The organism is Streptomyces sp. RB17 (assembly GCF_009604455.1).
Lineage (GTDB): Bacteria > Actinomycetota > Actinomycetes > Streptomycetales > Streptomycetaceae > Streptomyces.
The window spans coordinates 1,247,833-1,271,977 of the sequence record NZ_WEGL01000002.1 but is presented as its reverse complement, the minus strand read 5'-3'; the positions used below and the strand labels follow the sequence as shown (position 1 = coordinate 1,271,977).

At 70.5% G+C, this 24,145-nt stretch carries 24 protein-coding genes; 16 read left to right on the top strand and 8 right to left on the bottom strand.

Annotated elements, in window-relative coordinates; all coding sequences use genetic code 11:
* Positions 1-42 precede the first annotated feature (42 nt).
* Positions 43-762 (bottom strand): TetR/AcrR family transcriptional regulator, encoded by a 720-nt coding sequence (locus SRB17_RS12780; RefSeq protein ID WP_153537729.1) that lies wholly within the window; start codon positions 760-762, stop codon positions 43-45.
* Between the two features lie 208 nt (positions 763-970).
* On the opposite strand from SRB17_RS12780, the gene SRB17_RS12775 reads away from it, so the two are divergent.
* Positions 971-1,396, top strand: coding sequence for a hypothetical protein (locus SRB17_RS12775; RefSeq protein ID WP_153537727.1), 426 nt, complete (start codon positions 971-973; stop codon positions 1,394-1,396).
* 327 nt (positions 1,397-1,723) lie between these two features.
* Here the strand turns inward: SRB17_RS12775 and SRB17_RS12770 are convergent, their stop codons facing one another.
* Positions 1,724-2,575, bottom strand: coding sequence for a S1 family peptidase (locus tag SRB17_RS12770; RefSeq protein ID WP_323375362.1), 852 nt, complete (start codon positions 2,573-2,575; stop codon positions 1,724-1,726).
* Between the two features lie 1,123 nt (positions 2,576-3,698).
* On the bottom strand, positions 3,699-4,415 hold the full coding sequence (locus SRB17_RS12765) for a hypothetical protein (RefSeq protein ID WP_153537725.1): 717 nt from the start codon (positions 4,413-4,415) through the stop codon (positions 3,699-3,701).
* Positions 4,416-4,701: 286 nt separating this feature from the next.
* On the opposite strand from SRB17_RS12765, the gene SRB17_RS12760 reads away from it, so the two are divergent.
* The 6 genes from SRB17_RS12760 (at position 4,702) to SRB17_RS12735 (ending at position 7,745) form a co-directional block, all read left to right on the top strand.
* Positions 4,702-4,866 carry a hypothetical protein gene (locus SRB17_RS12760; protein WP_153537723.1) on the top strand — a complete coding sequence of 55 codons (165 nt, stop codon included), beginning with the start codon at positions 4,702-4,704 and terminating at the stop codon, positions 4,864-4,866.
* Positions 4,867-5,113: 247 nt separating this feature from the next.
* On the top strand, positions 5,114-5,362 hold the full coding sequence (locus SRB17_RS12755; protein ID WP_153537721.1) for a hypothetical protein: 249 nt from the start codon (positions 5,114-5,116) through the stop codon (positions 5,360-5,362).
* 252 nt (positions 5,363-5,614) lie between these two features.
* Complete coding sequence (locus SRB17_RS12750; RefSeq protein ID WP_153537719.1) at positions 5,615-5,824, top strand: hypothetical protein; 210 nt, start codon at positions 5,615-5,617, stop codon at positions 5,822-5,824.
* A gap of 38 nt (positions 5,825-5,862) precedes the next feature.
* Positions 5,863-6,261, top strand: coding sequence for a hypothetical protein (locus SRB17_RS12745; protein WP_153537717.1), 399 nt, complete (start codon positions 5,863-5,865; stop codon positions 6,259-6,261).
* A gap of 215 nt (positions 6,262-6,476) precedes the next feature.
* A complete protein-coding gene (locus SRB17_RS12740) occupies positions 6,477-7,409 on the top strand; it encodes a DUF1259 domain-containing protein (RefSeq protein WP_153537715.1) in 933 nt (310 codons plus the stop codon).
* A gap of 150 nt (positions 7,410-7,559) precedes the next feature.
* Entirely contained in the window at positions 7,560-7,745 is a 186-nt protein-coding gene (locus SRB17_RS12735; RefSeq protein ID WP_153537713.1) for a hypothetical protein, read from the top strand.
* A gap of 482 nt (positions 7,746-8,227) precedes the next feature.
* Here SRB17_RS12735 and SRB17_RS12730 read toward each other — a convergent pair whose 3' ends face one another.
* The gene (locus SRB17_RS12730) at positions 8,228-9,511 is read right to left on the bottom strand and encodes a DUF5933 domain-containing protein (protein ID WP_153537711.1); all 1,284 of its coding nucleotides are present in this window, start codon (positions 9,509-9,511) and stop codon (positions 8,228-8,230) included.
* Positions 9,512-10,313: 802 nt separating this feature from the next.
* Here SRB17_RS12730 and SRB17_RS45375 point away from each other — a divergent pair.
* Together SRB17_RS45375 and SRB17_RS12725 are read left to right on the top strand one after the other, a co-directional pair.
* The gene (locus SRB17_RS45375; protein WP_194293976.1) at positions 10,314-10,469 is read left to right on the top strand and encodes a DUF6131 family protein; all 156 of its coding nucleotides are present in this window, start codon (positions 10,314-10,316) and stop codon (positions 10,467-10,469) included.
* A 425-nt stretch (positions 10,470-10,894) separates the two neighbouring features.
* Positions 10,895-11,140 (top strand): hypothetical protein, encoded by a 246-nt coding sequence (locus tag SRB17_RS12725; RefSeq protein WP_194293975.1) that lies wholly within the window; start codon positions 10,895-10,897, stop codon positions 11,138-11,140.
* 495 nt (positions 11,141-11,635) lie between these two features.
* Here the strand turns inward: SRB17_RS12725 and SRB17_RS48020 are convergent, their stop codons facing one another.
* Both SRB17_RS48020 and SRB17_RS48015 read right to left on the bottom strand, forming a co-directional pair.
* Entirely contained in the window at positions 11,636-12,748 is a 1,113-nt protein-coding gene (locus tag SRB17_RS48020; RefSeq protein WP_153537706.1) for a tetratricopeptide repeat protein, read from the bottom strand.
* 59 nt (positions 12,749-12,807) lie between these two features.
* Positions 12,808-15,684: a CHAT domain-containing protein gene (locus tag SRB17_RS48015; protein ID WP_153537704.1), complete on the bottom strand. Its 2,877-nt coding sequence runs from the start codon at positions 15,682-15,684 to the stop codon at positions 12,808-12,810.
* A gap of 23 nt (positions 15,685-15,707) precedes the next feature.
* Between SRB17_RS48015 and SRB17_RS12710 the strand changes: the two genes are divergently transcribed.
* The 3 genes from SRB17_RS12710 to SRB17_RS12700 are packed head-to-tail and all read left to right on the top strand — an operon-like array spanning position 15,708 to position 17,511.
* On the top strand, positions 15,708-16,076 hold the full coding sequence (locus SRB17_RS12710; protein WP_153537702.1) for a hypothetical protein: 369 nt from the start codon (positions 15,708-15,710) through the stop codon (positions 16,074-16,076).
* Positions 16,073-16,963, top strand: coding sequence for a hypothetical protein (locus tag SRB17_RS12705; protein WP_323375361.1), 891 nt, complete (start codon positions 16,073-16,075; stop codon positions 16,961-16,963). The genes SRB17_RS12710 and SRB17_RS12705 overlap by 4 nt, the downstream gene beginning before the upstream one ends.
* Positions 16,960-17,511, top strand: coding sequence for a hypothetical protein (locus tag SRB17_RS12700; RefSeq protein ID WP_153537698.1), 552 nt, complete (start codon positions 16,960-16,962; stop codon positions 17,509-17,511). The genes SRB17_RS12705 and SRB17_RS12700 overlap by 4 nt, the downstream gene beginning before the upstream one ends.
* Before the next feature lie 392 nt (positions 17,512-17,903).
* Here the strand turns inward: SRB17_RS12700 and SRB17_RS47570 are convergent, their stop codons facing one another.
* Positions 17,904-18,059 carry a hypothetical protein gene (locus SRB17_RS47570; RefSeq protein WP_153537696.1) on the bottom strand — a complete coding sequence of 52 codons (156 nt, stop codon included), beginning with the start codon at positions 18,057-18,059 and terminating at the stop codon, positions 17,904-17,906.
* Between the two features lie 256 nt (positions 18,060-18,315).
* Positions 18,316-19,716 (bottom strand): MFS transporter, encoded by a 1,401-nt coding sequence (locus tag SRB17_RS12690; RefSeq protein WP_153537694.1) that lies wholly within the window; start codon positions 19,714-19,716, stop codon positions 18,316-18,318.
* 378 nt (positions 19,717-20,094) lie between these two features.
* Here SRB17_RS12690 and SRB17_RS12685 point away from each other — a divergent pair, with 378 nt between their 5' ends.
* From SRB17_RS12685 to SRB17_RS12670, 4 genes are read left to right on the top strand one after another with little or no spacing between them, the layout of a single operon-like run.
* Entirely contained in the window at positions 20,095-21,582 is a 1,488-nt protein-coding gene (locus SRB17_RS12685) for an aldehyde dehydrogenase (protein WP_153537692.1), read from the top strand.
* A gap of 23 nt (positions 21,583-21,605) precedes the next feature.
* Positions 21,606-22,544 carry a VOC family protein gene (locus SRB17_RS12680; protein WP_153537690.1) on the top strand — a complete coding sequence of 313 codons (939 nt, stop codon included), beginning with the start codon at positions 21,606-21,608 and terminating at the stop codon, positions 22,542-22,544.
* Positions 22,541-23,341, top strand: a complete 801-nt coding sequence (locus SRB17_RS12675; RefSeq protein ID WP_153537688.1) for an aspartate dehydrogenase domain-containing protein — start codon at positions 22,541-22,543, stop codon at positions 23,339-23,341. The genes SRB17_RS12680 and SRB17_RS12675 overlap by 4 nt, the downstream gene beginning before the upstream one ends.
* Positions 23,338-24,141, top strand: a complete 804-nt coding sequence (locus tag SRB17_RS12670; RefSeq protein ID WP_323375360.1) for an alpha/beta hydrolase — start codon at positions 23,338-23,340, stop codon at positions 24,139-24,141. Before SRB17_RS12675 ends, SRB17_RS12670 begins: the two co-directional genes overlap by 4 nt.
* The last annotated feature ends 4 nt before the right edge of the window (positions 24,142-24,145 follow it).

The following is a 24,145-nucleotide window of genomic DNA, read 5'->3' as shown; positions in this document are numbered from 1 at the left end:
GCGGCACCGGTCGGCTGTCTGCAGTTCCGCTGCCCGGCAACCTCACCCGCTGCGCGGCGACGCCTCCTCGTGGCACTCGGCGCACTCCTCTTCGGGGCACTCAAGAGTGGTGAGGGTCCGCTCGACCTGCTCGGGGGTCAGCGGAGGCTCGCGCAGCTCGTGGGCGCACTCGGCGCGGAAGGCATCGAGCATCAGGTGAAGGTGGCGGCGCCAGGCGGTGGGGGCGACGGTACGTGTGGCCTGGATGATCCCGGCCTGGGACCAGATCACGAAGGCGATGTCTTCCCGGGTGACGTCGTCGCGGAGGACACCCTGCTCCTGGGCGCTGCGGAAGATCTCAGCGCTCCTTTCCATCGCGCGCTCCTGTATGTCCCTGCTGACCGCGTGAAGGGGCATCCGGGCCGAGACCAGGTCGTTGAAGGCTCGGTCACAGGCCTGCAGCTCACAGAGCTTTTCCAGGTAGTGGCAGAAGCCTTCCCAGGCGTCTTCCATCGCTGCGGCCTCTTCGGCGGCGGCGAGCAGATCCCTGTACTTCGCGGTGAAGAGCTCTTCGACCAGGTCCAGCCGGCTGGGGAAGTGCCGGTAGAGAGTTCCGATCGCCACGCCCGCCTCGCGAGCGACTCCCTCAAGGGAAGCGCCGAGACCTTGCTCGGCGAAAGCCATGCGAGCGGCGGTCACGATCGCGTCCCGGTTGCGCTGCGCGTCGCGACGCAGCGGCTTGGCCGGCGCCTGGGGCGCGGACAGAACGTGTCGGTGACTCATGCACCCAGCGTAACATGAGGACCCCCTCGAATTCGGGCCCGGGACATCCCACCCTTCCGACGTGCTGTGATGAGCCTCACCGTTAACATGAGGGACCCCTCGACTACAGTGACAGAGCCGAACATGAGGACCCCCTCCGAATGGCGCCCGTGGGCGGCACCCGGGTCGACAGGGAATGTCGAATCGCGGCCACCACAAGGAGATGACTATGAGCAGGTTGATCAGGCGCATTTCGATCGCTGTAGCCACTACGGCGCTGGCGGGCGGAGCCCTGCTCGGAGCCGGCGGCTCGGCGTCGGCGACGACGGCCTCGCAGCCCGTGCAGCACACCATGTCCTCGATCGCCGCCTTCGGGACCGGCAGCGAACGTGACGGCAACCGCGACGACGGATTCGGCCTCGGTCGCCAGGAGGAACGGGGCGACCGCTGGGACGGGAGCCGTGGCTCGTACAGGGACGACGACCGCCGAGACCACTACCATGGCCGGCACCCCCACCAGACCAAGGGCGAAGAGCGTCGGCTTGGTCACCACCTGTACGCCTGGAACGGGAACCGGTGGATCGAGGTGACGTCGTGGCGCGACGTCAGTGCCGACCGCTGGTATCTGGACCAGCTCACGCTGCTCAAGCACTGATACCGCGACGGCCTGTTCTGCACCACTGCGGACACGGTCCGTTCGGACTGGGGCCGGAGTTGGCCGCTCGACCCCGTCCGGCACCTCCCCGGCGCGGAACGCCGCTGGTTCCGAGGGCCACGACGCCTGGCGGGGCACGGCCTCCCTGCGCTGGGTGCTCATTCGGCCGGAGGGGCCGTCGGCACGAAGGGCGCCTCGGCCGTGCAGCCGTCAACCGTCAAGCCGCCCGCACGCGTTCAGTTTTCACGACGGACGGCTCGACGATCATGTCCGCGGTGTTCCTCGATTGCCGGCGGTGCTCGGCGGATGCCGACGCGGCGTGGGTGTCTAGTAGATGCTGACACCGTAGGCGCTGAGGGCCTCGGGCACCGGCTGGTAGAACGTCGTACCGCCGGTGGTGCAGTCGCCGCTGCCGCCGGAGGTGATGCCGAGTGCCTTCGTCCCGTCGTACAGGGGGCCGCCGGAGTCGCCCGGCTCTGCGCAGACGGTGGTCTGGATCATGCCACTGACCGTGCCGCCGCCCTGGTAGCGGACGCTGACGTTGAGCGCGGTCACCGAGCCGCTGTGGGTGCCGGAGGTGGAACCGGTGCGCTTGACGTTCTCACCGACGTAGGCGTTCGCCGCGGTGTAGCCGCCGGGGTGGCTGAGGGCGGTGTTGTCGTAGCGGACCAGGGCGTAGTCGTTTCCGGGGAAGTCGTAGCCGATGGTCGGGCCGATGAGGGTGGTGTGGGCCTGGTTGGTGTACCAGGTCTTGGCGACCTTGCCGCAGTGACCGGCGGTGAGGAAGTAGTACGTACTGCCGCTGACCACGTTGAAACCGAGCGAACAGCGGTACTGGCCACCGTAGATGGCGTCCCCGGCGCCCAACAGCGGCCGGAAGACGCCGTCGGCGTGCCGGACCTGCACGGCGCCCGCGTCACCGCCCGCCGCCTTCTCGATACGGGCGATCCCGGCCTTGGTGACCGTGCTGTCGGCGGTGACGACGACGCGTCCGGACGCCTGGTCCACGTACCAGGCGGTGCCGTCGACACCGGCCCGGGCGACGTTGTCCGAAACGCGGGCGAGCTGCGCCACGCCACGAGACGAGGTGCCGGCGGCACCGGCGGCGGGAGCTCCCCCCAGGGTGGCGGCGACGAGACCTGCGGCGACGGCGAGCAGTCGGGTGCGCTTGGTTCTCACTGATCCTCCTCTTGGGAAGCGGAAGGCCCTACGGGGTGGGGGCCCGTGAGACGAACCAGAATGGCCTGTTCCTGACATGCACCGATCAGTGAGAATGCCGCCGAAGAGCGCCGCGCACAAGAGACTCACAGCAACGGAACTCCGGCCCCCTGTCCAGCAAGTGGCGATGCCTCGCCAGGCCTTCATACCCCGCTGCCCTGCCGTGCCCCAGGGCGTACGACCGCCCGAACCCGACGTACTCCGGCGCTGACTGTTCAGGAGGCGCGGAGGTCTCTGGCGTCGGGGTACGTCACGTGGGTACAGCCGCGTTGCCTTGTGACGTCGCCGACGTAGGCGTGGAACAGGGCGGACAGGGTTCGGGTATCGAGTACGCCGTCGTAGGTGTAGCTGGAGCTGAGGGTGGCCGAACTCCACGAAGCCGGTGCCGACGCTCACGCCGAAGTGCCTCAGTAGGCCTTCGGCACCCCGGCCGCCGTCTCTTCCTCGGCGCGTTTGCGCAGGCAGCCGTAGTGCGCGCAAACAGGTCATCGCCACCACCGCGGACAAGCCTTCCCCCGGCGACCGACCGCACCGCCCGGCTCGTCAGCCCGGCGCTGAAGCAGCGAAACCGCTCGGTCGGGCCAACGATCTGCTCGATGAACGTCCGGCGTGAACAGCTCGGCCGGTCACGGAAGTGCCGGAGCACCCGCAACAGGACCATGACGGGCTCGACCCCAACGGCGGCTCGCTCAGGGTGCGTTGCCACACGGACATCGGGCACATGATCAACGCCGTCACCGGTGATCCTGACGGCGGTACTGACACAACGTCAGCCAAACTCGGCGGCACGGCCCCGCTGTAGGGAGACCGCCTGTCGAGCGACGGCTTCCTGCACGCTCGCACAGCGGTCGTGGCCGTCGGCCGTGAAACCTGCGAAGCAATACTCAGCGATCCACGACCGTTTGCTCGCTCTACGTGAGATGTGGCGTACCCGCTGTGCCTACGAGTCCGGCTCGAACACCGCACAATGGGCCGGCGCGACGCACAACCCCGACAGCCCCACTCACACTGGGCGCAGCCGGTCGCGGTCGCACGGCCTCTCGCTGTCCCGCGTGTCTCTGTGTGTCCCGCGGGGCGATGTGCCTCAGCCGCAGCGGCTCGGCGCCAGGTTCCGCGCCGCGACCGAGGGCGGATGCTGCCGGACGCGAAAGGAGTAGCAGTACGTCGCGAGGGACACTCCGACGTCATGGCGCAGTCGGGCGGTGACGATCAATTGGCCCGTGGGGAACTCCATGCGCACCACGTCGATCCCGGGTGTCCGCCATACCGCTGCCACTCTCACGGCGTCGAGCCCGCCCTCGTCGAGGGCCGCACGTGCCTCCGTGATCACGTCGTCCGCGACCTCGGCAGGAGGCCGGTAGGCGGTGGGCGTACGGCCGCCGCACGCCTCGTCGGGAACGTGTGCCGTCGTGACCCGGTGCGCGACGACGCGGAACCGGTAGCAGCCCGTCGTCTGCGTCGGGCCCATGAAACCCGGTCCGAGGCCCGCGAGCAGCGCTGTTACCGTCACTGTGCCGCCGTGCCGCCGCACCTGAGCCCGGGCCGCCATGGGTCCTGGGTGCACGTCCCGGTCGATCTCCGTACCGAGCAGAACTCCGTCAGCCGCCGAGTCCGCGAGCCGGGCCCTGGTCTCCGCCGCTTGCTTTTCCATCTGGTCGCGGGCCTCGTGTTCCCAGTGGCGCGGAGCCAGCCACAGCCACAGCCAGACCCCGCTCACTACCAGCAGGGCAAGTACCAGTACGGCAAGGCAGCCGTTCCACAGGCACCCTGCGACGCCGCCCCGTCCGAGCGGGCTCCCCATCGGCACAGGCTCCAGGCCGGCCGCACGCCACTCCCCGTCTCTCCCCATACGGCCAGCCTGCTGCCCGGACGCCACCCACCTGCCCCCCGCATCCGACACGTGACCCAATCGCCGCCGCACCGCAGCCGTACCGGCTTTGAGTGCGGCACGACTCCTGTTCGGCGCCTCCAAGGCGCCGGCGGGCACGGCCCGGGCACACCGCAGCGCCGCCCACGTCGAGCGGGCGGGAACTGTCAGGGCGGCAGGTTCGGGGCGCCGATGCTCGGACCACAGCGGGGCGTACTGCATGCTGAAGTACTGCCGCTCCCAAGCCATCACCGAGACCCGGCTCGCGCCCGAGGCGGAACTGCTGTGGTACCCGTACTCGGCAGACCGGGGGCGGCTCGTCGCCCGACTGCTGCGCCTCGCGGAGGTCGTCGACCGGCGCCCGCGGCTGCGTCGCCGCGGCTGATCCGGGCGGGCGGCACCAAAGGCCGTGCCGTTCCGACCCGGCCGGCGTGCGGGGTGGAACGGCACGGCTGTCAACGGCACGGCTCTGCAGCGGATTCCGGCGGTCAGGTGGGCGGCGACCAGCCGTCACCGCGCGGGCCACGTCCGCGACCTCGCTGACCGCCGAGGACCTGCGGGGCTTCCCGACCCTCTGGTACGACGTGCCGCCGGACCCGTGATACGCCCGGTGGAACGTCGGCGATTCGGCGGTGCGGGCGCAGACCCCGCTGGCGTGGGTCGCCGTTGTCGCCGCGGGCCGCGGCCTCGGGGTGATGAGCACACCCGTCCGCGAGTTCCATGCACTCGCCGACTTCGGCTTCGGCTTCGCGGACTTCGACCGAGCATCTGCCGGTCACCGGACCGAGATGACCCTCGCCTTCGCCGCCCGCGCCGGAGACCCCAGCCCGCTGGTACGTGAACTCCTCCGCTACGCCCGCACCCCCGCGCCCGGGGCCTGACCGCGCGATGTGTCCACCATGGAGGCTCAGGTCCGAGGAGCAGAGCCATGCCCAGGTCGACCAGCCGGTCGGCCAGGTCCGGGCGCGGGTGCGACGGATGGGTCCGCACCACCAGGTAGACCAGGCTGTGCACCGCCTGGACGACGACCCGGGCCTCGGCCGGCCGACGCCCGGGGCAGGCCCGGTCGAGGACCTGTTGCCAGGCGTCGGTGTACTAGCGCAGGAAGCGTCCGAGTCGGCTTCACCGGTGTCGTGGTCCGCCGTACGTTCCTCGGCCTGGCCGAGGGAGGACCGGCCGCCGCGATCGCACTCAAGACCGCGCACACCTGGTTCCCGGCCGAGCGGCGCGCAGTCCCCACCACCATGTTGGTGCTCGGAGCGGGGCTCGGCCCGGTGCTCGCCGCCCCCGCCCTGACCTGGCTGATCAAGAAACCACTTCTGGCACACGGCCTTTCTGGCTGACCGTCTTCGGCGTCGTCATCGCCGCCCTCTGGCTCCTCATGAGAGGCGAGGGCACGCAGGCCGCCGCCCCTGAGGAGTCGCCGAGGATCGCTCTGCCCGAGCGGATCCCGCACCACCGTCTGTTCCGCACCGGCACCCTGATCGGCGCCGTGGTGCTGCTCTTGGTCTGCCACGCATACATCGCAGCCGTGATGAGCCGGCTACCCCTGTACCTGGAGCGAGGCCACGGCTACGACACCACCACCGCAGGCATCCTGGTCGCGCTGCCGTTCCTCGGCAGCGTGCTCGCCCTCGTCCTGATCGACTTCGCCTCCCAGGCCATGACCAGGCGCGGCGTCAGCAACCGCATCTCCCGAGGACTCATACCGGGCGCCGTCGTCCTGGTCGGCGGAATCGCCTCGCTGGTCTTCCCCTCCTGGGCCGCGATCCGCTGCTGATCGCCCTGGTGACCCTCGGCGCCTGCACGGTCTACAGCGGATTCTGGGTGGTGGCGCCCGGGCGCGTACAGGCGTACCGGCCGGGGCCGCTCGGGGCCGCCGCCTGCGGGAGCGGCTGTCGGCCCGGTCTCGACGCGCGTCGCGGGCCTGGGCGTGATGCCCTGGGAAGGAGCGACCCGGCCTTCAGGTGACACGCCGACGGACAGGAGGCATGCATGGCTCACCGAAAGCTGTTCCGCCACCCCGCCGGCACCGCGGCAGCGGGCGCCGCGGCCGTTGCCACCACCCTCGCCCTCACCTTGGGTACCGCTTCCGGTCGGTCCTCCGGCATCGACTGGAATGCCGTGGGCCGCGCGATCGGCCAACCACTGACCGTCGAGGCCCAGGATGTGCACACCGCCGAGTGGCTGCGCACCGACCTGCACGTGGTCAACGCCGGCGTGACCGAGAACCCGGGCATGGAATTGAACGCCGAGGCGTCCTTCCACCCCGCCGGCGACGGCCGGACCCTGATGATCGGGGAGGTCACCCTCACGAGCAGCGAGGTCAACACGGTCGCCGACCGCCTGCAGCAAGGCGGCGTGGAGGTCACCGCACTCCACAAGCACCTCCAGGACGAGAACCCGCGCCTGTGGTGGCTGCACTACTGGGCCCTCGGCGACCCGACACAGATCGCGCACACCGTGCACAACGCCCTCGCCGCGACCGGCATCCCCCTGAGCCAGAAGCCCGGCGCCGAGAGGCCGATCGCGCTCGGCGTCGCAGGGTTGGACCGCATCATCGGCACGAAGGGCGACAACGAAAACGGCGTGCTCCAGTACCACATCCCGGTCCAGCAATCGGTGTCCGACACCCGCGCCCACATCACGCTGCCGTACCTGATGGAAGCCTCAACGCTACTGATGTTCCAGCCGCTCGGCGGCGGACGCGCGGCGGTCAACGGCGACTTCACCATGACGGCCGACCAGGTCAACCCCGTCATCCGCGCCCTGCGCTCGCACGGCTTGACCGTCATCGAGGTCCACAACCACCTGCTGTACGAGCAGCCACGCCTGTTCTATCTGCACTTCTGGAAGACCGGCGACGCCACCACGCTCGCCCACGACCTACGCGCGGGGCTCGACCAGATCCACGCACCCGGCGGCTGACCGGCCACCTCTTACTTGCTTGAGCAAGCAATACCGCTGTCGCACGAGCCCACTGCCCGTCGGACCGGATCGGATTGAAGGACAGCACCTCACCCGGCTGGGGGTCAGGGCCTGGCCGTACGGGCCCGCCGCCCCGGAGACGGGCGGGCGGTGGCCGCGAGCATCACCGAGGCTTGCCGGCGGCGCTACGCCGAGGCGACACCGACCGACCGGACCGTGCTCGGCACCGCCCTGGACGCCTCCCGCGCCAATGTCTACCTCGCCGACCTCGCCACCTGGGTCCTGTCCGGACAGCCGGCGGCGAGCGGGGACCGCGTCGAAGGGACGCTGTCGTGACCTTCGCCACCGAACACTACGAGCCGCGTGCTCGCCGGGCACCACACCAGGATGCTCGGCGGCGGCCGCCGGGCAGGCCGCACCGCTCCGGGAGGCGGGGCCTGCTGTCCGGCGTCGCCGAAGGCGACGGGAACATCGCGGTCGACCTCGGCTGCTGCCCCGGCCCACAGACCCTCGCGCTGACCCGCCTCGGCTCTGCTCCGGTGATCGCCGTAGAGCACGAGCACCAGGTTGCTGACCTGCCTCCTCGACCACGTCGCCGACGACACCATGCGGGTCCACGAGCTGCTGCACGTACGTGGCGCGGACGGCGGCTGGAAACTGCGCACCAGTAGCTACCTCAAACGATGCGCTTCTTCACTTACCGCCCGGTCAGGACCTGGAACAGCATCTCGGCGCCGCGGGCCTTCCCCGGGCCGGCGGCGCCGTGTTGCGCGTCGGCCCTGACCGACGCGCAACACGGCCGCCTGATGCAACACGGCTCAAACGGGCTCGGGTTGCGGCTCTGGTTGCCGCAAGGGCGCGGCCTCCGGATCCCACAGTTTGGTGGTCTGTGCGTAACCGCGGACCACCGAGGCCATCGCCAAAAGGAGAAGTGGTCCAGACACCCACGGATGTGTGGCTATTTCCATCGGCAGATACCGATAGGACAGCAAGAGCGCAGCAAAGACCAAAGCGCCGTAAGCGACCAGCTGGATTCCTGACCGGTCCCAGCCATGTGCGAGCGAGCGCAGCCCTGCCTCGATCGTGAGCGCGAACACCACTCCGGCAACGAGATCGGCGCCATAGTGGTAGCCGAATCCCAGCGTTGCGCCGAGCGTGGCAATCAGCCAGAACGCGCCTGCGAAGCGCAGAAACCGCGGGCCCTGGCGGGAATGAACGAAAATCGCGGTAGCCCACGCTGTGTGCAGGCTTGGCATGCAATTGCGCGGGGTGATCTCGTCGAACGGAATCCGGTGCGGGGGGTGGATCGGCGGTGGCGTGTGCGGCCACAGGTCGGCCACCGCCCAGTGCCCGCCGTCGGTGCTGTAGGCGAAGACCGGTCCGACCACCGGGAAGAACATATAGACGGCCGGACCGAGGAGGCCGATGACCAGAAAGGTGCGCACCAGGTGGTGACTCGGGAATCGGCGATCGACCGCCACGTTGCGCAGCTGATACGCCGTGACGACGACCGCGGCCACCGCCAGCTGAATGTAGACGAAGTCGAGAACATGGGCGCCGATCGGACCGCTGGCATTGACCGCCCGGCCTGCCAGCCACGACGGGTTGCCCAGCGCCCGATCGGCTGTTGCCACGTACTGGTCCAACACGGCCGGACGGGTCTTCGACGTGATCAGCAGCCAGGTATCACCGGCTTTGCGGCCCGCCACCAACAACAGGCCCAGTCCGACACCCTTCAACAGCAGGACACGTTCTCGCCCCCTCCGGCGGGCGACAGCGATGACCGCATGACCCAAAATCACCCACAACGCACCGTTACCGAAGGGGTGGCCGTCGGTGATATTGATGCCGAACACCCACCGCACCAGCAAGAACGCGACATCAATTCCGATCGCGGCACCGGCCGCGATGAACCGTTGCCGCCAGGTGAGCACCACCATCATCAGCGCCATGCTGGCGTACAAAAGGAACCCGGATTTGGGCGGCAATATCACCTCTCGCACCTGGTTGGTGATAGGCCCGGGCAGGCCATAAAGACGCGCGGCGACCTCCAGCGTGACGAGGAACGCGGTGGCCGTCACAACCGTGGCAGCCCACAGCATCACCCGTGTCCGGCGGCACGCGGCGAACTTGGAGCTGCAATTTATTCGCGAAATCACCCGCGATGCGATAGGTATCAATTATTTGGCCGATTTATTAGATGTTGGTCAAACAGGTCACCCTTCGTCCGGATAGCATGGCTTTCCGGTGAAGGACAAGCAGTGAGGAAGGTCCCCGTAAGTTCGATCATGCTACCCGAGCGGTACAAGTGGATTTTGCCCGTCACGGGTGGCGCGAAGGTAGTTCGCGAGCTAGAAGCCTGGCCTGATGGTTGACATACGGTCATAAAACCGACCGACACTGACAAACGCACCTGTGCACACCACTCCTCTCTCCCTGGGTGACAACGGCCCGGGATGCGGACCGGTAGCGCTCCAACGCCAGATCGTGGAGCTGCCGAACGTTCCGACAGAGCACCGGTCGGGCACGCTGAACCGGCAGACGCAGGCCCCCGTCATGACGAGGCAGGACACCCGTTCGTCTGGGTCGATGACTCGATCACCGAACCTGACCGCACCTGGGTATCGACACACCACAGGCCAGGCCCTGCTCCACGACCGACGCCAACCTGATCGCGCAAACCACCGACCGGCAGATCGGGCCGGCATACAAGGGCATCAATTTTGCACTTTCAGGAGCGGTTCGGTTACTCTGGGTAGTCAACCTTGAGGGCCCGCCCCTCCCGGCGTCACGGCGAGATCCACTGGAATGCGATGCGGATATGCGCGGAATTCCGAGTGGCGTATCCGGTTCCAGTTCGGGGCACCCGGACGACAGGAGCGATTCACCATCAGGAGGCCTGTCATGATCGCCTTGGGTGTCATCCTGCTTGTCATCGGTTTCATCACCGGGATATCCATCCTGTGGACCATCGGCATCATCCTGTTGGTCGTGGGCGCGGTGCTGTGGGTCCTGGGCTCCATGGGGCACGCGGTCGCCGGCCGACGGCACTACTGGTAGCCGTTGAGTCTCTTTCCGACCACCGGGGCCGAACCTCTTGGCCCGCGCCTGGGAGGCCCACCGGAGCAGGTCCGAACGACGACCACGCACCTCGGACGGCTCCGGTGGACCGTTTCGTACTGCGCAGGTTTGGAGTGCGAGGCGGTCGTCGGCAAGGGCCGAGGTCTGCCCCGAGCGGATCGCACACTCGTGTTCCGGCTCAGGCCGCACGGTAGGGGTGGGGTGCCCGCGGCCAGCCGGAGTTGAGCGCCCCGGGAGGCCGCCACATCTGACTCACCGGGAGACAGAGCACGCCTGAGACGGTACGAATCCGGGGTGCCGGAACGGTGGGCACGGCGGTTGCTCTCGCCTCGCCCGCCTCCCCCAGGCACAAGCCTGCCGCCTCGGCTCCGGCATCGCCCTCAGCGGAGATTTCCGCCCGGGATGTGCGTGCCTGGCAGCAATTCCGGCTCCGCGGCGTCGCCGGCCTTGTGCCCTGCGGCACCCGGGTCATCCTCCAGCAGCAGGTGGCCAAGCGAGGCTGGGTCGATCTGCCGGCATCGATGTACACGGACGCGCGCTCCACGTACACCATGCGCGTCGTACTCGGCGTGAAGAGCCATAACCAGTTGCGGCTCGTCGACAGCAGGACGCGGGTCCTCTCCCCGGTGATCGACGTCTGGGTGCACTGACCTCCCGGTCACTCTCAGCACCGCACGGGTGCCTCCCGCGCTTCGGCTCGGGAGGCACCCGTATGTCGTGGTGCAGGCGGCAGTCCCCTGTCCGCTACGGGCTCAGTGCGCTCATCGGGCGGGGGCTGCCGGAGGGAGGGCAGCTCGCGGTGAAGGGCGTCGGCGCGTGACTGGCGCTGCCCGCGGGTGCCCCTGGGGACGGAAGTGCGCCTCCGCCGGGTTTGCCCTGCCTGACCTGTTCCCCGTCCCCTGCCCCTCTACGCGAGTCTCCCCGCCCCCACAAGTTGCTGCTGTAGCCCTCGCCGACCTCAGCGAAGGATCATGGAGCACGGCGGGTGAATATCGGCGAGAACCTGAGCGCGTACGGCCGTAAGCGCGTACGGCCGTCCGGCGACTCAGGCAGAGCCGCGCCCGTACGTGGGGTTTCCGTCGCACCGGGTGCGGATTGGTGCACAGTGGCGTGAGCGACCGCCGGAACGGTCGCGAAGGGGCGAATCATCCGCCCAGCTGCGCGAGGATGTCGGTGAGTTCGCGGACGCGCGGGTGATGGGGGCCGTGTGTGCTGCGGTAGCCCTCGATCGCGTCGTGCAGCAGGGGGACCGCCTCCGCGTTGCGGCCCTGGTTGGCCTTCATCGCCGCCAGGTCGACCTGGATCCCGAGGGTCGCGGCGTGCCGGGGGCCGTAGGCCCGCCGGTAGTCCTGGAGGACCTCGGCGATCAGCGTCTCCGCCTCGGTGGCGCGGCCGAGCCGGTTCAGGACGACGGCGTAGTTGTGCCGTGCGATCAGGGTGTCCGGATGCCGGTCACCCTTCAGTCGCGACCTGGCGTCGACCAGTTCCCGGTACATCGCGAGGGCTTCGGTGTGCCTGCCCTGGTGGATGAGTACGGCGGCGAGGTTGTGCCGTACGGTCAGGGCCACGTCGCTGCCCGCGTCGGCGTCGGCCAGCATCGCACGGTACAAGCGCTCGGCCTCGGCGAGCCGGTCGGGCGAGCCGCGCAGGGTTCCGGCCAGGGTGTTTCTGCTGCTCAACGTGTCCGGATGGGCGGCACCGAGGGTGCGGATGCGGCGGGCCACGGTGTCCCGCATCAGCCCTTCCGCCTCCTCCCGGCGCCCGAGGTCGATCAGGACCTTCCCGAGGTTCGACGCGATCGACAGGGTCTGGTCGTCGTCCTGGCCACGCAGCCGTTCCCATCCGGACAACGCCTCCCTCAACCGCTGCTCGGCGAGTGCGAGATGGCCGCCGTCCTGCAGCAGCCGGGTGAGGTCGTTCAACGCCAGGAGCCTGTTCTCCTCGTCGTCCGCGCGGGCGCCCACCAGCCAGTGCAGCAGTTCGATGGCGTCGTTCCGCCGGTCTGGCAGTCCACCGAGAGCCGCGGCGTACCGGTGCAGAGCGTGCAGTGTCTCAGGGTGCTGCAGCCCCAGTTCCTCGCGTTTGCGCTCGAACTCGGCTCCGAGTGCGAACTCCTGGGTCACCTTCAGCTTGACGTCGATCAGCGTCGCGTCGCCGGGCCGCTCGGTCACCTTGATCTCGGCACTGCCGAAGTCACCGACGTAGTGGTCGGTGACCTCCGACTGCTTCCTCGTCTTCTTCCTGCTCCAGAACGCCACCCCACCAGCTTGGCCACCGCACCGCGCCGATGCCCATACGTTTGACGGTCATATGACGGTCACTGGCCGGAATACAGGTGCGCCGCCCACAGCGTCGGCGTACGCGGGAAACGCTCCCGGCAGCGGCGCACGGCGTGATGCAAGGCCGTCGCGACGGCCTCTCCCCCGGCGATCCCCTGGTGCAGGTCCACGGCGACCAGCCGGGCCACGAGGTCGTTGACCTGCCACAGCGTGCCCACCACCTGCGGGTAGCCGGCGAGCTGGAAGGCCGACAGCAGATGCAGGCTCTCGTCCGGGATCCGGTGCGCGCCGAGCGATGTCTCGCACGCCGACAGCACGGCGAGCCGGACCCCGGAGAGGTCCAGCGCCGACATGTCGAGCACCGACAGCGGACCGTCGTGCAGCAGCAGATGCCCCGCTGACGGGTCGTCGGGGTCGCTCGTCGCGTGGCACGCGAAGTGCGCCGACGCGTGGGACGCGAGCGCGGCGCGGACCGCGTCGACCGTCGCCTGTGCGCCGACGAGCCGGGTGGCCGGCGTCAGCGTGGCGATCCCGCTCGCCTCCCGCTCCGTGCTGCGCAGTGCCTTCGCGCCGGGTGCGTCTCCGATCGCCACGATCACCAGGTCTTCGCCCGCCCCGGAGTATCGGGCCCGGGCGTGCCGCAACGCGCGCAGGGTCGGGGTGTAGGCGGACACGGCCCGGTCGAGGACCGCCGCGCCGTCCGGGAAGCGGCCGGCCGCGTGGAGGGGAAGCAACGCGAGTTGTCCCACCGGCGACCACCAGATCCGTGGCCAGGCTCCGGACGGCATGGTGGTGTACCCGAGCCGTGCCAGCACCGGTTCGGCGACGAAGTCCCACAGCCAGCCGAGTACCTCCGTGACGTTGCTCTGTGCCTCGGTCTCGCCCGCTCCCGGGCGGGTCGCCGCGTGCAGCGCGGCCCTGAACGCGGCGGCCTGCTCCGCCACCGAGTCCGGGGTCACGCCCGGCAGTTCGACCAGCGTGACGCCCGACGGCTGCACGATCAGCGCGTCGCTGCGGAATCCGCTGACGTTGATGAGAACGACCGGTCCGCCCACCGTGGACGCCAGCAGGTCGGCAAGCGCCGGTGGGACGAAGAAGTCCTCGAACCCGGGCAGCGCACGGGCCTCGTCGAGCAGACGCCCCAGCCGGATGTCCAGGTCGTGCCGCTCGTCCGCCGCCGCGCCCAGGAGATGCCCGGACGGGGTCAGCCGGTCCAGCGTGTCCGCCAGCCGCTCGGCGAGTTCGGGTGCGACGGCGGTCAGCCGGGACAGGTCGCTCCGACTCTGCAGCACTTGCCCGCCGAGCACGCCACGGCCGAGTTCCAGCAGCCGTACGGCCGTCTCCGGATCGTTCGCCATGACGGCGCTGGCGGCCGCGTCGGCGGCGAGGCCGTTGAGCTCTCCCAGTGCCCGCTGCTGGTCGAGGCGGGCAAGACGTCGCGGCGCCACGTGGGGCAGCAGGCCGACCGCGTACGCGTAGGCGTCCCGCGCCCGCTGCCAGTGTCCTGCCTCCGCCTCAGTACCTGCCCATGCGCGTGCGGCCTTGATCCGCATGATCGGCTGCAATCCCTCGTTCCGGGCGGCTTCCCGGTAGGCGTGCCCCGCCGCGGCGAGGACACCGGGGTCCTGGCTCACCTCGTACTGGGCGTACAAGGCGTCACCGTAGTTGATCTCGGCTGCGCCGCGCTTCGGAGTGTCGGGAGAGCTGGCCCGGACGGCGCTGCCCAGTGCCGTCACTGACCGGCGCAACGCCTCCGGATCACCGGTGAACCGGTACTCGGAGAACCAGACCCGGCCGAGGTTCCCCAGCGCCGACACATGGTCGTCCTCGCCGTACGGCACCGCCTCGACGGCCTCGCCGAACGCGGTGACCGCCTGCGCCAGGTCGGACTGCAGCCGGGTGTGCAGGAACCGCTCGTGGTGCAGCAGTCCCAGCAACTGCGGGATCGTGGCGTCCTTGCTGCCCCGGCCGCGGGCTGCCCGGCCGATCTCCACGGCCTGGTCCAGCAGTTCGAGGTCGCCGGTCTGTTCGACCAGCCCGTGCACGGCGACCAGGTAGTTCTCACACCGGTTTCCCCACGAGCGGGTGTCGGACGGGGTGGCGGCGAGCACCTCACGCAGCAGGCTCACGCATTCCCTTGTCGCCGCCAGGTCACCGGTGTGCCGGCCGCGGTCCCGCAGCGCCGCCGCGAGGTCGACCTTGAAGTCCAGCAGCGAGCCCGACGCCCTCGGGGCGCCCTCCACCGCGGCCCGCAGATACTGGATGGCGGTCTGCCGCACCGACTCGTCACCCGTGTGTTCGGCGGAGCGCTGCAGCACATCGCCCAACTGGTTGAGCCGCAGCAGGTAGCTCGGATCGTCGGCGGGCGACGTCCGAACGCTCTCCTCGAGGACGCGGGCCGCCTCGACGAGGGCGGTGTGATCGCCGGTCAGCGCGTACCGCAGGTACTGGGCCTTGCCCTGCACGAACAGCACGGCCGGCACACGCGGCAGCCGTGACGCCGACTCGACGGCCTCGACGGCGTACACCGGATCGCGGGTGTGCTCGGCCAGCAGGATCAACGCCTCGGCGCGCATCGTGGCTGCCACACGCCGGTCGTCCGCGTCCAGCAGCGGTATCGCCTCGTCGCATCCGGCGATCGCCTCCTGCAGCGCCGGCACGTCGCCGGCGTGCTGGAACTGGTCCAGCAGCAGGGCACTGAGGTTGACGCGCAGCGCGTGTCTGATCGGATGGTCCGCCACATATCCGATGGCGGCGCGCAGTTGGCCGATCGCCTCCAGCAGGTCCGCCGGATCATTGGTGTACCGGTAGCGGTCGCGCAGCCTCATCGCCAGGTCGCTCATCGCGTTGACCGAGCCCTCCGCGACCCGGCGCCGGTGCCACTCGATCTCGCTGTCGAAGGGTGTCGGGGTCACTGAGCGAGGTTATCCTCAGTCGGGTGACCGCTGACCAACTCGCCGTCCTGTGCGGGCGTTTGGCCGACCCCGCCGACGCGGTGCGGACCTCGCCGGAGATCCGGGCCCGTGCGGAGACGATCGCCGACCGGGTGCGCGGGGGCGCGGCGCCCGACGAACTGGCCGATGACTTCGACGAGTTGGAGGAGCTGCTGCTGCGGGCGGGGCATGCGGCGGGGCTGAGCCCGGTCCGTTCCTACGAGCGGCTGCCCGGCGCCGGCGACGGCCACCCTGTCCTGGAGGTACTCGCCTGCCCCGGCGGCACCTGCTCCCGGCTCGAGGCGCCGGGCTCGGTACCGGTGGACTGCCTGGTGCACCGAAGGCCGATGGCCGTGACGAGGCTCAGGTCGTGACCAAGTTCCTCGAGGCGCTGGGCGGCAAGCTGGCCGAACGCTGGCTCGCCCTGCTGCTCGGCCCCGGCGTGCTGCTGCTGAGCGTGGCCGTGGCGGGGGTGACGCTCGGTCACCGGCACTGGCACGACACCGGCCTGTTGCTGACGCGGCTCGACCGGCTGTCGGCGCAGCCCGCGATGCGGAGCACCGGCACGCTGGTCCTCTTCCTGGTGGGAGTCCTGGCCGCTTCGGCGGGCCTCGGGCTGGCGGTCACCGCGCTGGGCGCCGCGGTGGAACGGCTGTGGCTCGCCACCCGGCCGCGACGGCTCACCGCCCGGCGCCGCCTGCGTTGGGACTGTGCGCAGGAGCGGTTCCACCAGGCTCTGTTGGCGGCGGCGAGGGCCGAGGGCACGGCCGAGGCACCCGCGGCCGCGGCGCGGGCCCGTGGCTTCAACGCCCGGCGCAACCGGATCGGCCTCGCGCCGCCGACGCACCCGTTCTGGCTGGGCGACCGGATCGCCGCGGTGGACACCCGAATCTGGGAAACGTACCGGCTCGATCTCACCTCGGCCTGGCCACGGCTGTGGCTGACGCTGCCCGAGGATGTGCGCGCCGAGATCGGCACGGCCCGCGGCCGGCTCGCCACCGCCACCCGGCTGGTGGCGTGGGCCGTCGGCTATCTCGCCGTGGGCGCCGTGTGGTGGCCGTCGGCGGTCGCCGGCGTCGTCACCGCCACGACGGCCTGGTGGCGCGCGCGGGCGGCGGCCGTGGCGTTCGCGGAACTCGCCGAATCGGCCGTCGACCTGCACGGCCGAGGGCTCGCCGAGAGTCTCGGCATCCCGTGCGCGGGCACACTCACCGAGGACGTCGGCGCCGAGATCACCGCGTTGCTGAGGAAGGGCACATGAGTTTCTTCTCCCGCCGCCGCAGGTCCGCCGACGCGCCGACCCTGGACGACGAGGCGGTGCTGGTCATCGACCAGTACGCGCTGCCCTTCCGGTCGCCCCACTGGTACGGCCACGCCAACTACCATGTGCGGGTCTTCCGGCCCGAGAAGGCACCGAAGCCGGTCGTCGTCATGGGCGACCTCGACAACGACCCCGTCGCCTCCATCACCAACAAGTGCCCCGAGGTCACGGTCATCGTCGCCCACCTGGTGCTCGGCCGCCCCGGCGTGCACCCCACCCGGCTGGAGGACCACGCCCGCTGGCTCACCTACTACGCCGCCCACGGTCCCATGGCCGAAATGTTCCGCGAGGTGTACGACTTCGAGGTGGTGCCCGGTTACCGGCCGCCGCTGGTCAAGCTCAGGAACCGGGGCCTGCGGCGCGAGGAGGCGGAGGACCTCGTGGGCGGGGCCCTCGCCAGGTGGCAGCAGCAGGACTACACCGTGGCGGGGCTCCAGCGGCGCGGAGTCCGTGTGATGCGGGTGCACCCGGCGGGTACAGGGGAATGAACGGCTGCCGCAGTGCCGGCCGTTCCGCGCGAAAGGTGGCCATCGCGCCATGCCGTCACGGTGTCCGAACCGTCCTGAACAACTGCGTTCACCGGTGTGGGCCGCCGTCGGTTCGGCACAACCGCGGCCTTTCCCAGCCCCTTCCGGCCCGGGAGTCGCCTTCGGGAAGTGTGCCGTGTCGTTGCGGCTCATGTGGCCAGGAGGGCAGTTGTCGACGGGCGGGCAGAGTCCACCGCAGCCCCCCTGGTCGGACGCCGGCCGGTCTCGCACCGGCAACCTGGTCCCGGCCAGTACGAGTCGAACCCGTACCAGCAGCCCGGTCCCAGACAGTTCCAGCCGAACCACTACCAGCAACCCGGTACCAGCCACCGGCCGAACCCCTACCAGCATCCTCAGCCCTGGCAGCCGCCCACGCAGGCGGCCACCGGCGCGCCTGTGCCCCCTCGTCGGGCGGCGGCCGTAACCGGTCCGGACTCGTCGCCGTCGTCGCTGCGGCGGCTGTCGTGCTTGCGGCGGGCGTCACCGGATTCCTTGTGCTCGGCGGCCACAAGCACAACGGAGCCGACCCGGCGCCGACCAACACCGCGTCGCCGTCGCAGAGTTCCGCCGACCCGCGGGGACCGGGCACCCAGGGAATCGCGTTCGACGTCCCGCCCCGGGAGGGAGGGCCAGTCCGCCGGCTGGGTCGCCATACGGCTCTACAAGGCGCCGTCGGACTCCTGAACTCCGAGTTCTCCCCCGATGGAACCGGTACCCGCCCGTGCGCCGGGCGGGTACCGGTTCGGTGCAACACCTGCTCGCCCCCTACGGCGCGACGTCCTCCAGGCTGCGCCCGCTCGTCTCCTCCGCGCCGGCCAGTGCCGTGAGCGAACCGACGAGGGCGACGGCCGCCAGCGTCACGAAGACCGTGCCGATCGCGCGGCCCGCGTAGATGGCGCCCACCACGATCGGGCCGAGGATCACCCCCAGGCGGTTCATGGCGCCGCCCACGCTGGAGCCCAGCGCCCTGATGCGGGTGGGGAAGAGCTCTGGTGTGTAGAGGTAGAGGCAGATGTTGGCGCCGAAGAGGAAGACCGCGGCCAGGGACGTCCAGACCAGCACGCCTGCCGCCGAGCCGCCCGCCGCCAGGCCCAGGGCGAGCAGGGAGAGCGCCGCGGCTGTCATGGACCAGATCACCGTGTTGCGGCGGCCGACCCGGTCGACGGTGAGGGCGACGATCAGGCAGCCGAGCAGGCCCGCGCAGCTCGTCACCGTCGAGTACAGCAGCGCTGTGGACAGGTCGAGGTGGAAGCGGGCCTTGTAGATGGTCGGCAGCCAGGACGTGATGCCGTAGTTCACGAAGTAGCCGGTGAACCACAGGAGGCCGACGACGAGCGTGCGCGTGCGGTACGCGCCGCTCAGCAGCTCGCGCAGGCCGCCCTTGCCCGGTGCCGGCCGGGCAGGACGCGTCGGCTCGGGTTCCGGCAGCGGGGCGCCGGTGATCTTTTCGACCTTCTCCTCGATGGACGCCATCGTCGCCAGCGCCTCGTCGTGCCGGCCGCGGTCGGCGAGCCAGCGCGGTGATTCCGGTACGTAGCGGGCGAGGGCGAAGCACAGCACGCCGGGGACGGCTGCGAGGCCGAACATCCAGCGCCAGCCGAGCAGTGGCATCAGCCAGGAGGCCAGGAGCGCACCGGCGGTCAGGCCGGCCGGGAAGACCAGTTCGTACAGGAGGACGAAGCGGCCGCGCCGGTGGGCACGGGTGATCTCGGCGATGAACGTGGCGGCGATCGGCACCTCGCCGCCGATGGCCAAGCCCTGGACGAAGCGGACGGCCATGAACGGTCCGGGCGAGGTGCAGAGCGTCAGCGCCAGACTGCAGAGGCCGGACAGGGCGATGCAGGCGCCGATGACCTTCACCCGGCCGATCCGGTCCGCGAGCCTGCCCGATGCCAGGGCACCGATCAGCATGCCGATCGAGCCGACGGTCATCAGCGCGGTGGTGTGTGTGGTGTCGAGGTTCCACTCGGTGCGCAGCTCAGGGAGCGCGTACGCGATCAGGAGCTGGTCGAACGCCTCGAAGAAGGTGACGGCACCGACGATGAGCCGGACCATCACCTGCCAGCGGCACAGCGGCAGGCGTTCGAAGCGGGCGCCGATGGCGGCCGCAAGCGCGGCCGAGCCACCTCCTCGGCCTGTGGCGGCGCGGGCTGCGTCGATCGTCATGGGTGTGGCCTCCGGATCCCGTACGGCGGTGGGCGAGCGGGCCTGAACGGGACGGTTCGGGCCGTGCGGCACCACGGAGCGATCGCGTGCCGGACGGCGATGGGGGCGGGAGGGGACGGCGAGAGCGGGGCGAGGGGCCGCACGGGCTGTGCCGACGACCCATTTAGGTAGGCGCTGAATGTCTCAGCGCTTAAGTTCTACCGGCCGCCCGCCGAGGTTAGGCAAGCCTTACTCCTGACGTCGAAGAAAATTCACGGCCAGCGATCCCTTGCGGCAAAATATTTAAGCCCTTAGCTTTCTAGTACTTCGACATCGCGGACGAGGCATACGGCCCGCCGCGTGCGGAGGTCCCCTCGCTGCCCCTTTCCGGAGGTACCCATGCCGCGCATCCCAGCCGACGAGATCCTCATCGCGGGTCGGTGGCGACGCGGCGGCGGCCCGCCCATCCACACCGTCGACCCGGCCGACGGCACCGTCATCACCACCGTCCACGCCGCCTCGGCGGCCGACGTGGAGGAGGCCGCGCAAGCCGCCGCCGCGGCCGCCGCCGCACCCGAGTGGCGAGGCCTCCTCCCCCACCAGCGGGCCCGCCTCCTGTACCGGATCGGCGACCTGATCGAGAAGCACGCCGACGCGTTGTCCGCGCTGCAGACCGCCGACACCGGCAAGACCCTCGCCGAGACCCGCGCCCTCGCGCTGAGCGCCGCCGGCACCTTCCGGTACACGGCCGCGGCCCTGGAGACGGGCGAGGACGCCCTCACGCCCTCGCGCGGCCCGTATGTGACGATGAGCCTGTACGAGCCGATCGGCGTCGTCGGCGCGATCAACCCGTGGAACTCGCCGATCGCCTCCGACGCGCAGAAGGTCGCCCCCGCCCTGGCCGGTGGAAACTCGGTCCTGCTCAAGCCCGCCGAGTGGACGCCACTGGTCTCCCTCGCGTTCGGGCGCCTCGTCCACCAGGTCCTGACCGAGCACGGGATGCCGACCGCGCTGCTCGCCGTCCTGCCGGGCAAGGGCGGCATCGTCGGTGACGCGATCGTCAGGCACCCCCTGGTCGGCCGGATCGGCTTCACCGGCGGCACCGCCACCGGGCGCACCATCGCCCGCACGGCCGCCGACAAGCTCATCCCCGCCTCGCTCGAACTCGGCGGCAAGTCACCGACGATCGTGCGCGAGGACGCCGATGTCGAACAGGCCCTCGCCGGCGTGATGTACGGGATCTTCTCCTCCAGCGGCCAGTCCTGCATCGCCGGATCGAGGCTCTTCGTCCACTCGTCGCTGTACGACTCCCTGGTCGGTGAACTCGTCGAGCGGGTACGGAAGTTGCGAGTCGGACCGGGTACGTCCCCCGATACCCAGGTCGCACCGCTCGTGCACCACCAGCATCGCGACGCGGTCGCCGCGGCGGTCGGACTGGCGCGCGAGGAGGGCGGCCGGGTGCTGTGCGGCGGCACCGTACCCGACGGCGAGCAGTTCGCGAAGGGCGCGTACTACCTGCCGACCGTGCTCGACTCCTTGCCGAACTCGGCCCGCGTGTGCCAGGAGGAGATCTTCGGCCCCGTGCTCGTCGCGCTCCCTTACGACGACGAGGACGAGCTCGTCGCCCAGGCCAACGACTCCGTCTACGGGCTCGCCTGCGGCATCTGGACACGGGACGCCCACGCTGCGTGGCGGCTCGGGCGGCGGATCGAGGCGGGGACCGTCTGGATCAACACCTACAAGCAGTTCTCCATCTCCACCCCCTTCGCCGGAATGAAGGACTCCGGCCTCGGCATCGAGAAGGGCCGCGATCTGATCCGCGCCTACCAGCGGCAGAAGTCCCTGTACTGGGGCACCGACACCGCTCCCCTGCCCTGGGCCGGCTGACGTACTCCTTGGGAGATTCCACCATGAACCATCCCCCTGTCGCCCGGCTGCGCGCGTTGCGCTCGGTCGAGCTGCTCACCCCGAACTTCGCCGAGGCCGCCGACTTCTACGAGGAGGTGTGGGGTCTGGAGGTCGTCGAGGCCGAACACAGCGCGAGCTGGCTGCGCGGCACCGGCGCGGAGCATCATGCCCTGCAGCTGACCCGCTCCGAGAACACCGGCCTGGGCCGGCTCGCCTTCGCGGTCGGCACACCGGCCGAGGTTGACGAGGCAGCACGCCGGCTCCAGGCGCGCCAGATCGCGCTCGTCACCGGGCCCGGCCCCCTCGACCAGGTCGGGGGCGGCTACGGCCTGCGGTTCCACGACATCGACGGACGGCTGGTCGAACTGTCCGCCGACACCTGGGCGGTCGCGGCGCGCGGCCGCGACGAGGCCGTGCCGGTCGGCGTCACCCACGCCGTCCTCAACACCCCCGACATCGACGCCTCCGTCGCCTTCTACCGCGATGTGCTCGGCATGCGCGTCTCGGACTGGTCCGAGCACCAGATGGCATTCCTGCGCTGCAACGCCGACCACCACTGCATCGCCTTCAACCGGGCGCCGTGGGTCTCCCTCAACCACGTGGCCTACGAGATGACGTCGCTCGACCACTTCATGCGCGGGCTCGGCCGACTCAGGCACCACGGGATCAGCCCCGAGTGGGGCCCCGGCCGGCACGGCCCCGGCAACAACACCTTCTCCTACTTCACCGACCCCACGGGCCTGGTGTGCGAGTACACCTCCGAGGTCGCCCAGGTCGTCGAGGACGCGTGGGTCTGCAAGGTGTGGCGACGGACGCCCGAGCTGTCCGACACCTGGGGTACGGCGGGCCCGCCGTCGCAGCGGATCCGCGCCCACATGGCGGGCACGCCCGACGGCAGCCCGGTCGTCCCGCCCGTCGACGCCGAAGGAGCAGCGGCATGAGCGGCAGCATGCGCAGGGTCGGGCTCATCGGCTGGGGTGCCATCGGGCGGGTCGTCGGCGGCGCGCTCGCCGCGGGCGAGGTGCCCGGAGCACAGCTGGTGGGCATCGTCGACAACCGGCCGCTCGGCGATGTGGTGCCGGTACCGCAGATGACCGTGGAACAGGCCCTCGCCTCCTGCGATCTGATCGTCGAGGCCGCGGGTCAGCGTGTCGTACGGGAATGGGGCGCGGCGATCCTGGCATCCGGTACGGATCTGCTCGTGGCGTCCACAGGGGCGCTGACGGACGAGGAGCTGTCCAAGAAGCTCCTCGCGGCAGGGCCCGGTCGGGTGTACTTCACCGGGGGCGCGGTCGGCGGGCTCGACCTGCTGCAGGCCGTGTGCGCGATGGGGCCGCTGGGCGAGGTCAGGCTGACCACCACCAAGCTGCCCTCCACGCTCGAACAGCCGTGGATGGACGAGGAGTTGCTCGCCCGGATGCGGTCCGCGACCGGGCCGGTGGAGGTCATGCGCGGTACGGCGCGCGAGGTGCCGGTCAAGTTCCCCAAGTCGACCAATGTCGCCGCCTCCGTGGCGCTCGCGGTCGGGGACCTGGACGCGGTGCAGGTCAGTGTCGTCGCCGACCCGGCGGCCGCACACACCTCGCATGTCATCGAGGCGAGCGGGGCGCAGGGCTCGTACCGCTTCGAGGTGCGCCACCTGCCGGACGCGGCCAACCCGGCGACCAGCCAGGTCGTTCCGTACGCGGTGCTGCGCTCGCTCGCCGCCCTCGCCGGACGCCCGGGGCAGATCCTGTGACCGCCTACGACATCACCGGACTGCACCTTGCACAGGCCGGCTCCGACGGGCCGCTGGTGCTGTGTCTGCACGGCATCGGCTCCTCGTCCGCCGCCTTCGCGCCGCAGCTGGAGGCGCTGGCAGGCGACTACCGGGTGGTGGCCTGGGATGCGCCCGGGTACGCCAAGTCGGCTGATCCGGAGCGCGAGTTGAGCCTGGACGACTTCGCCGACACGGCCGCCGCCGTCATCCGGGCGCGCGGCACCACGGCACACGTCGTCGGCGTCTCCTGGGGCGGGGTGATCGGGGTGCGGCTGGCCACCCGGCACCCGGAGCTCGTCGCCTCGCTCACCGTCGCCGACTCCACGCCCGGCTCCGGCACGAGCCCGAAGAAGGCGGCCGGGATGCGCGCCCGCGTCCCCGAGCTGACGGACCTCGGACCGCGCGCCTTCGCGGAGCAGCGCGGCCCCCGTCTCGTCTCGGAGTACGCGCCGCCCGAGCTGGTCCGGCGGGTCGTCGACACCATGGCCGCCTCGATCCGCCTGCCCGGCTACGGGTACGCGGCCGAGTCGATGGCCGCCACCGATCTGCGCGGCGAACTCGCCCTCGTCACCGCGCCCACGCTCGTCCTGTGCGGCGACAAGGACCGGGTCACCGGCCCCGACGCCTCGCAGGTCCTGGCCGGCGGTCTGCACAGAACCGCGTACGTGATCGTCAAGGACGCCGGTCACCTGGCCAACCAGGAGCAGCCCGAGCACTTCAACGCCTGGCTGCTGTCCCACCTCCACATCGTCACCAACACCCCTACGCCGAAGGGCTGATCAC

Excerpts from the sequence above, each read along its gene's own strand:
- SRB17_RS12760 (WP_153537723.1), top strand. The coding sequence starts at position 4,702 with ATGCTGAAGTACTGCCGCTCCCAAGCCATCACCGAGACCCGGCTCGCG.
- SRB17_RS12675 (WP_153537688.1), top strand. The coding sequence starts at position 22,541 with ATGAGCGGCAGCATGCGCAGGGTCGGGCTCATCGGCTGGGGTGCCATC.
- SRB17_RS45375 (WP_194293976.1), top strand. The coding sequence starts at position 10,314 with ATGATCGCCTTGGGTGTCATCCTGCTTGTCATCGGTTTCATCACCGGG.
- SRB17_RS12690 (WP_153537694.1), bottom strand. The coding sequence starts at position 19,716 with ATGACGATCGACGCAGCCCGCGCCGCCACAGGCCGAGGAGGTGGCTCG.
- SRB17_RS12730 (WP_153537711.1), bottom strand. The coding sequence starts at position 9,511 with ATGCTGTGGGCTGCCACGGTTGTGACGGCCACCGCGTTCCTCGTCACG.
- SRB17_RS12765 (WP_153537725.1), bottom strand. The coding sequence starts at position 4,415 with ATGGGGAGCCCGCTCGGACGGGGCGGCGTCGCAGGGTGCCTGTGGAAC.
- SRB17_RS12745 (WP_153537717.1), top strand. The coding sequence starts at position 5,863 with ATGAGAGGCGAGGGCACGCAGGCCGCCGCCCCTGAGGAGTCGCCGAGG.
- SRB17_RS12700 (WP_153537698.1), top strand. The coding sequence starts at position 16,960 with ATGAGTTTCTTCTCCCGCCGCCGCAGGTCCGCCGACGCGCCGACCCTG.
- SRB17_RS12780 (WP_153537729.1), bottom strand. The coding sequence starts at position 762 with ATGAGTCACCGACACGTTCTGTCCGCGCCCCAGGCGCCGGCCAAGCCG.
- SRB17_RS12685 (WP_153537692.1), top strand. The coding sequence starts at position 20,095 with ATGCCGCGCATCCCAGCCGACGAGATCCTCATCGCGGGTCGGTGGCGA.
- SRB17_RS12740 (WP_153537715.1), top strand. The coding sequence starts at position 6,477 with ATGGCTCACCGAAAGCTGTTCCGCCACCCCGCCGGCACCGCGGCAGCG.
- SRB17_RS12775 (WP_153537727.1), top strand. The coding sequence starts at position 971 with ATGAGCAGGTTGATCAGGCGCATTTCGATCGCTGTAGCCACTACGGCG.
- SRB17_RS12680 (WP_153537690.1), top strand. The coding sequence starts at position 21,606 with ATGAACCATCCCCCTGTCGCCCGGCTGCGCGCGTTGCGCTCGGTCGAG.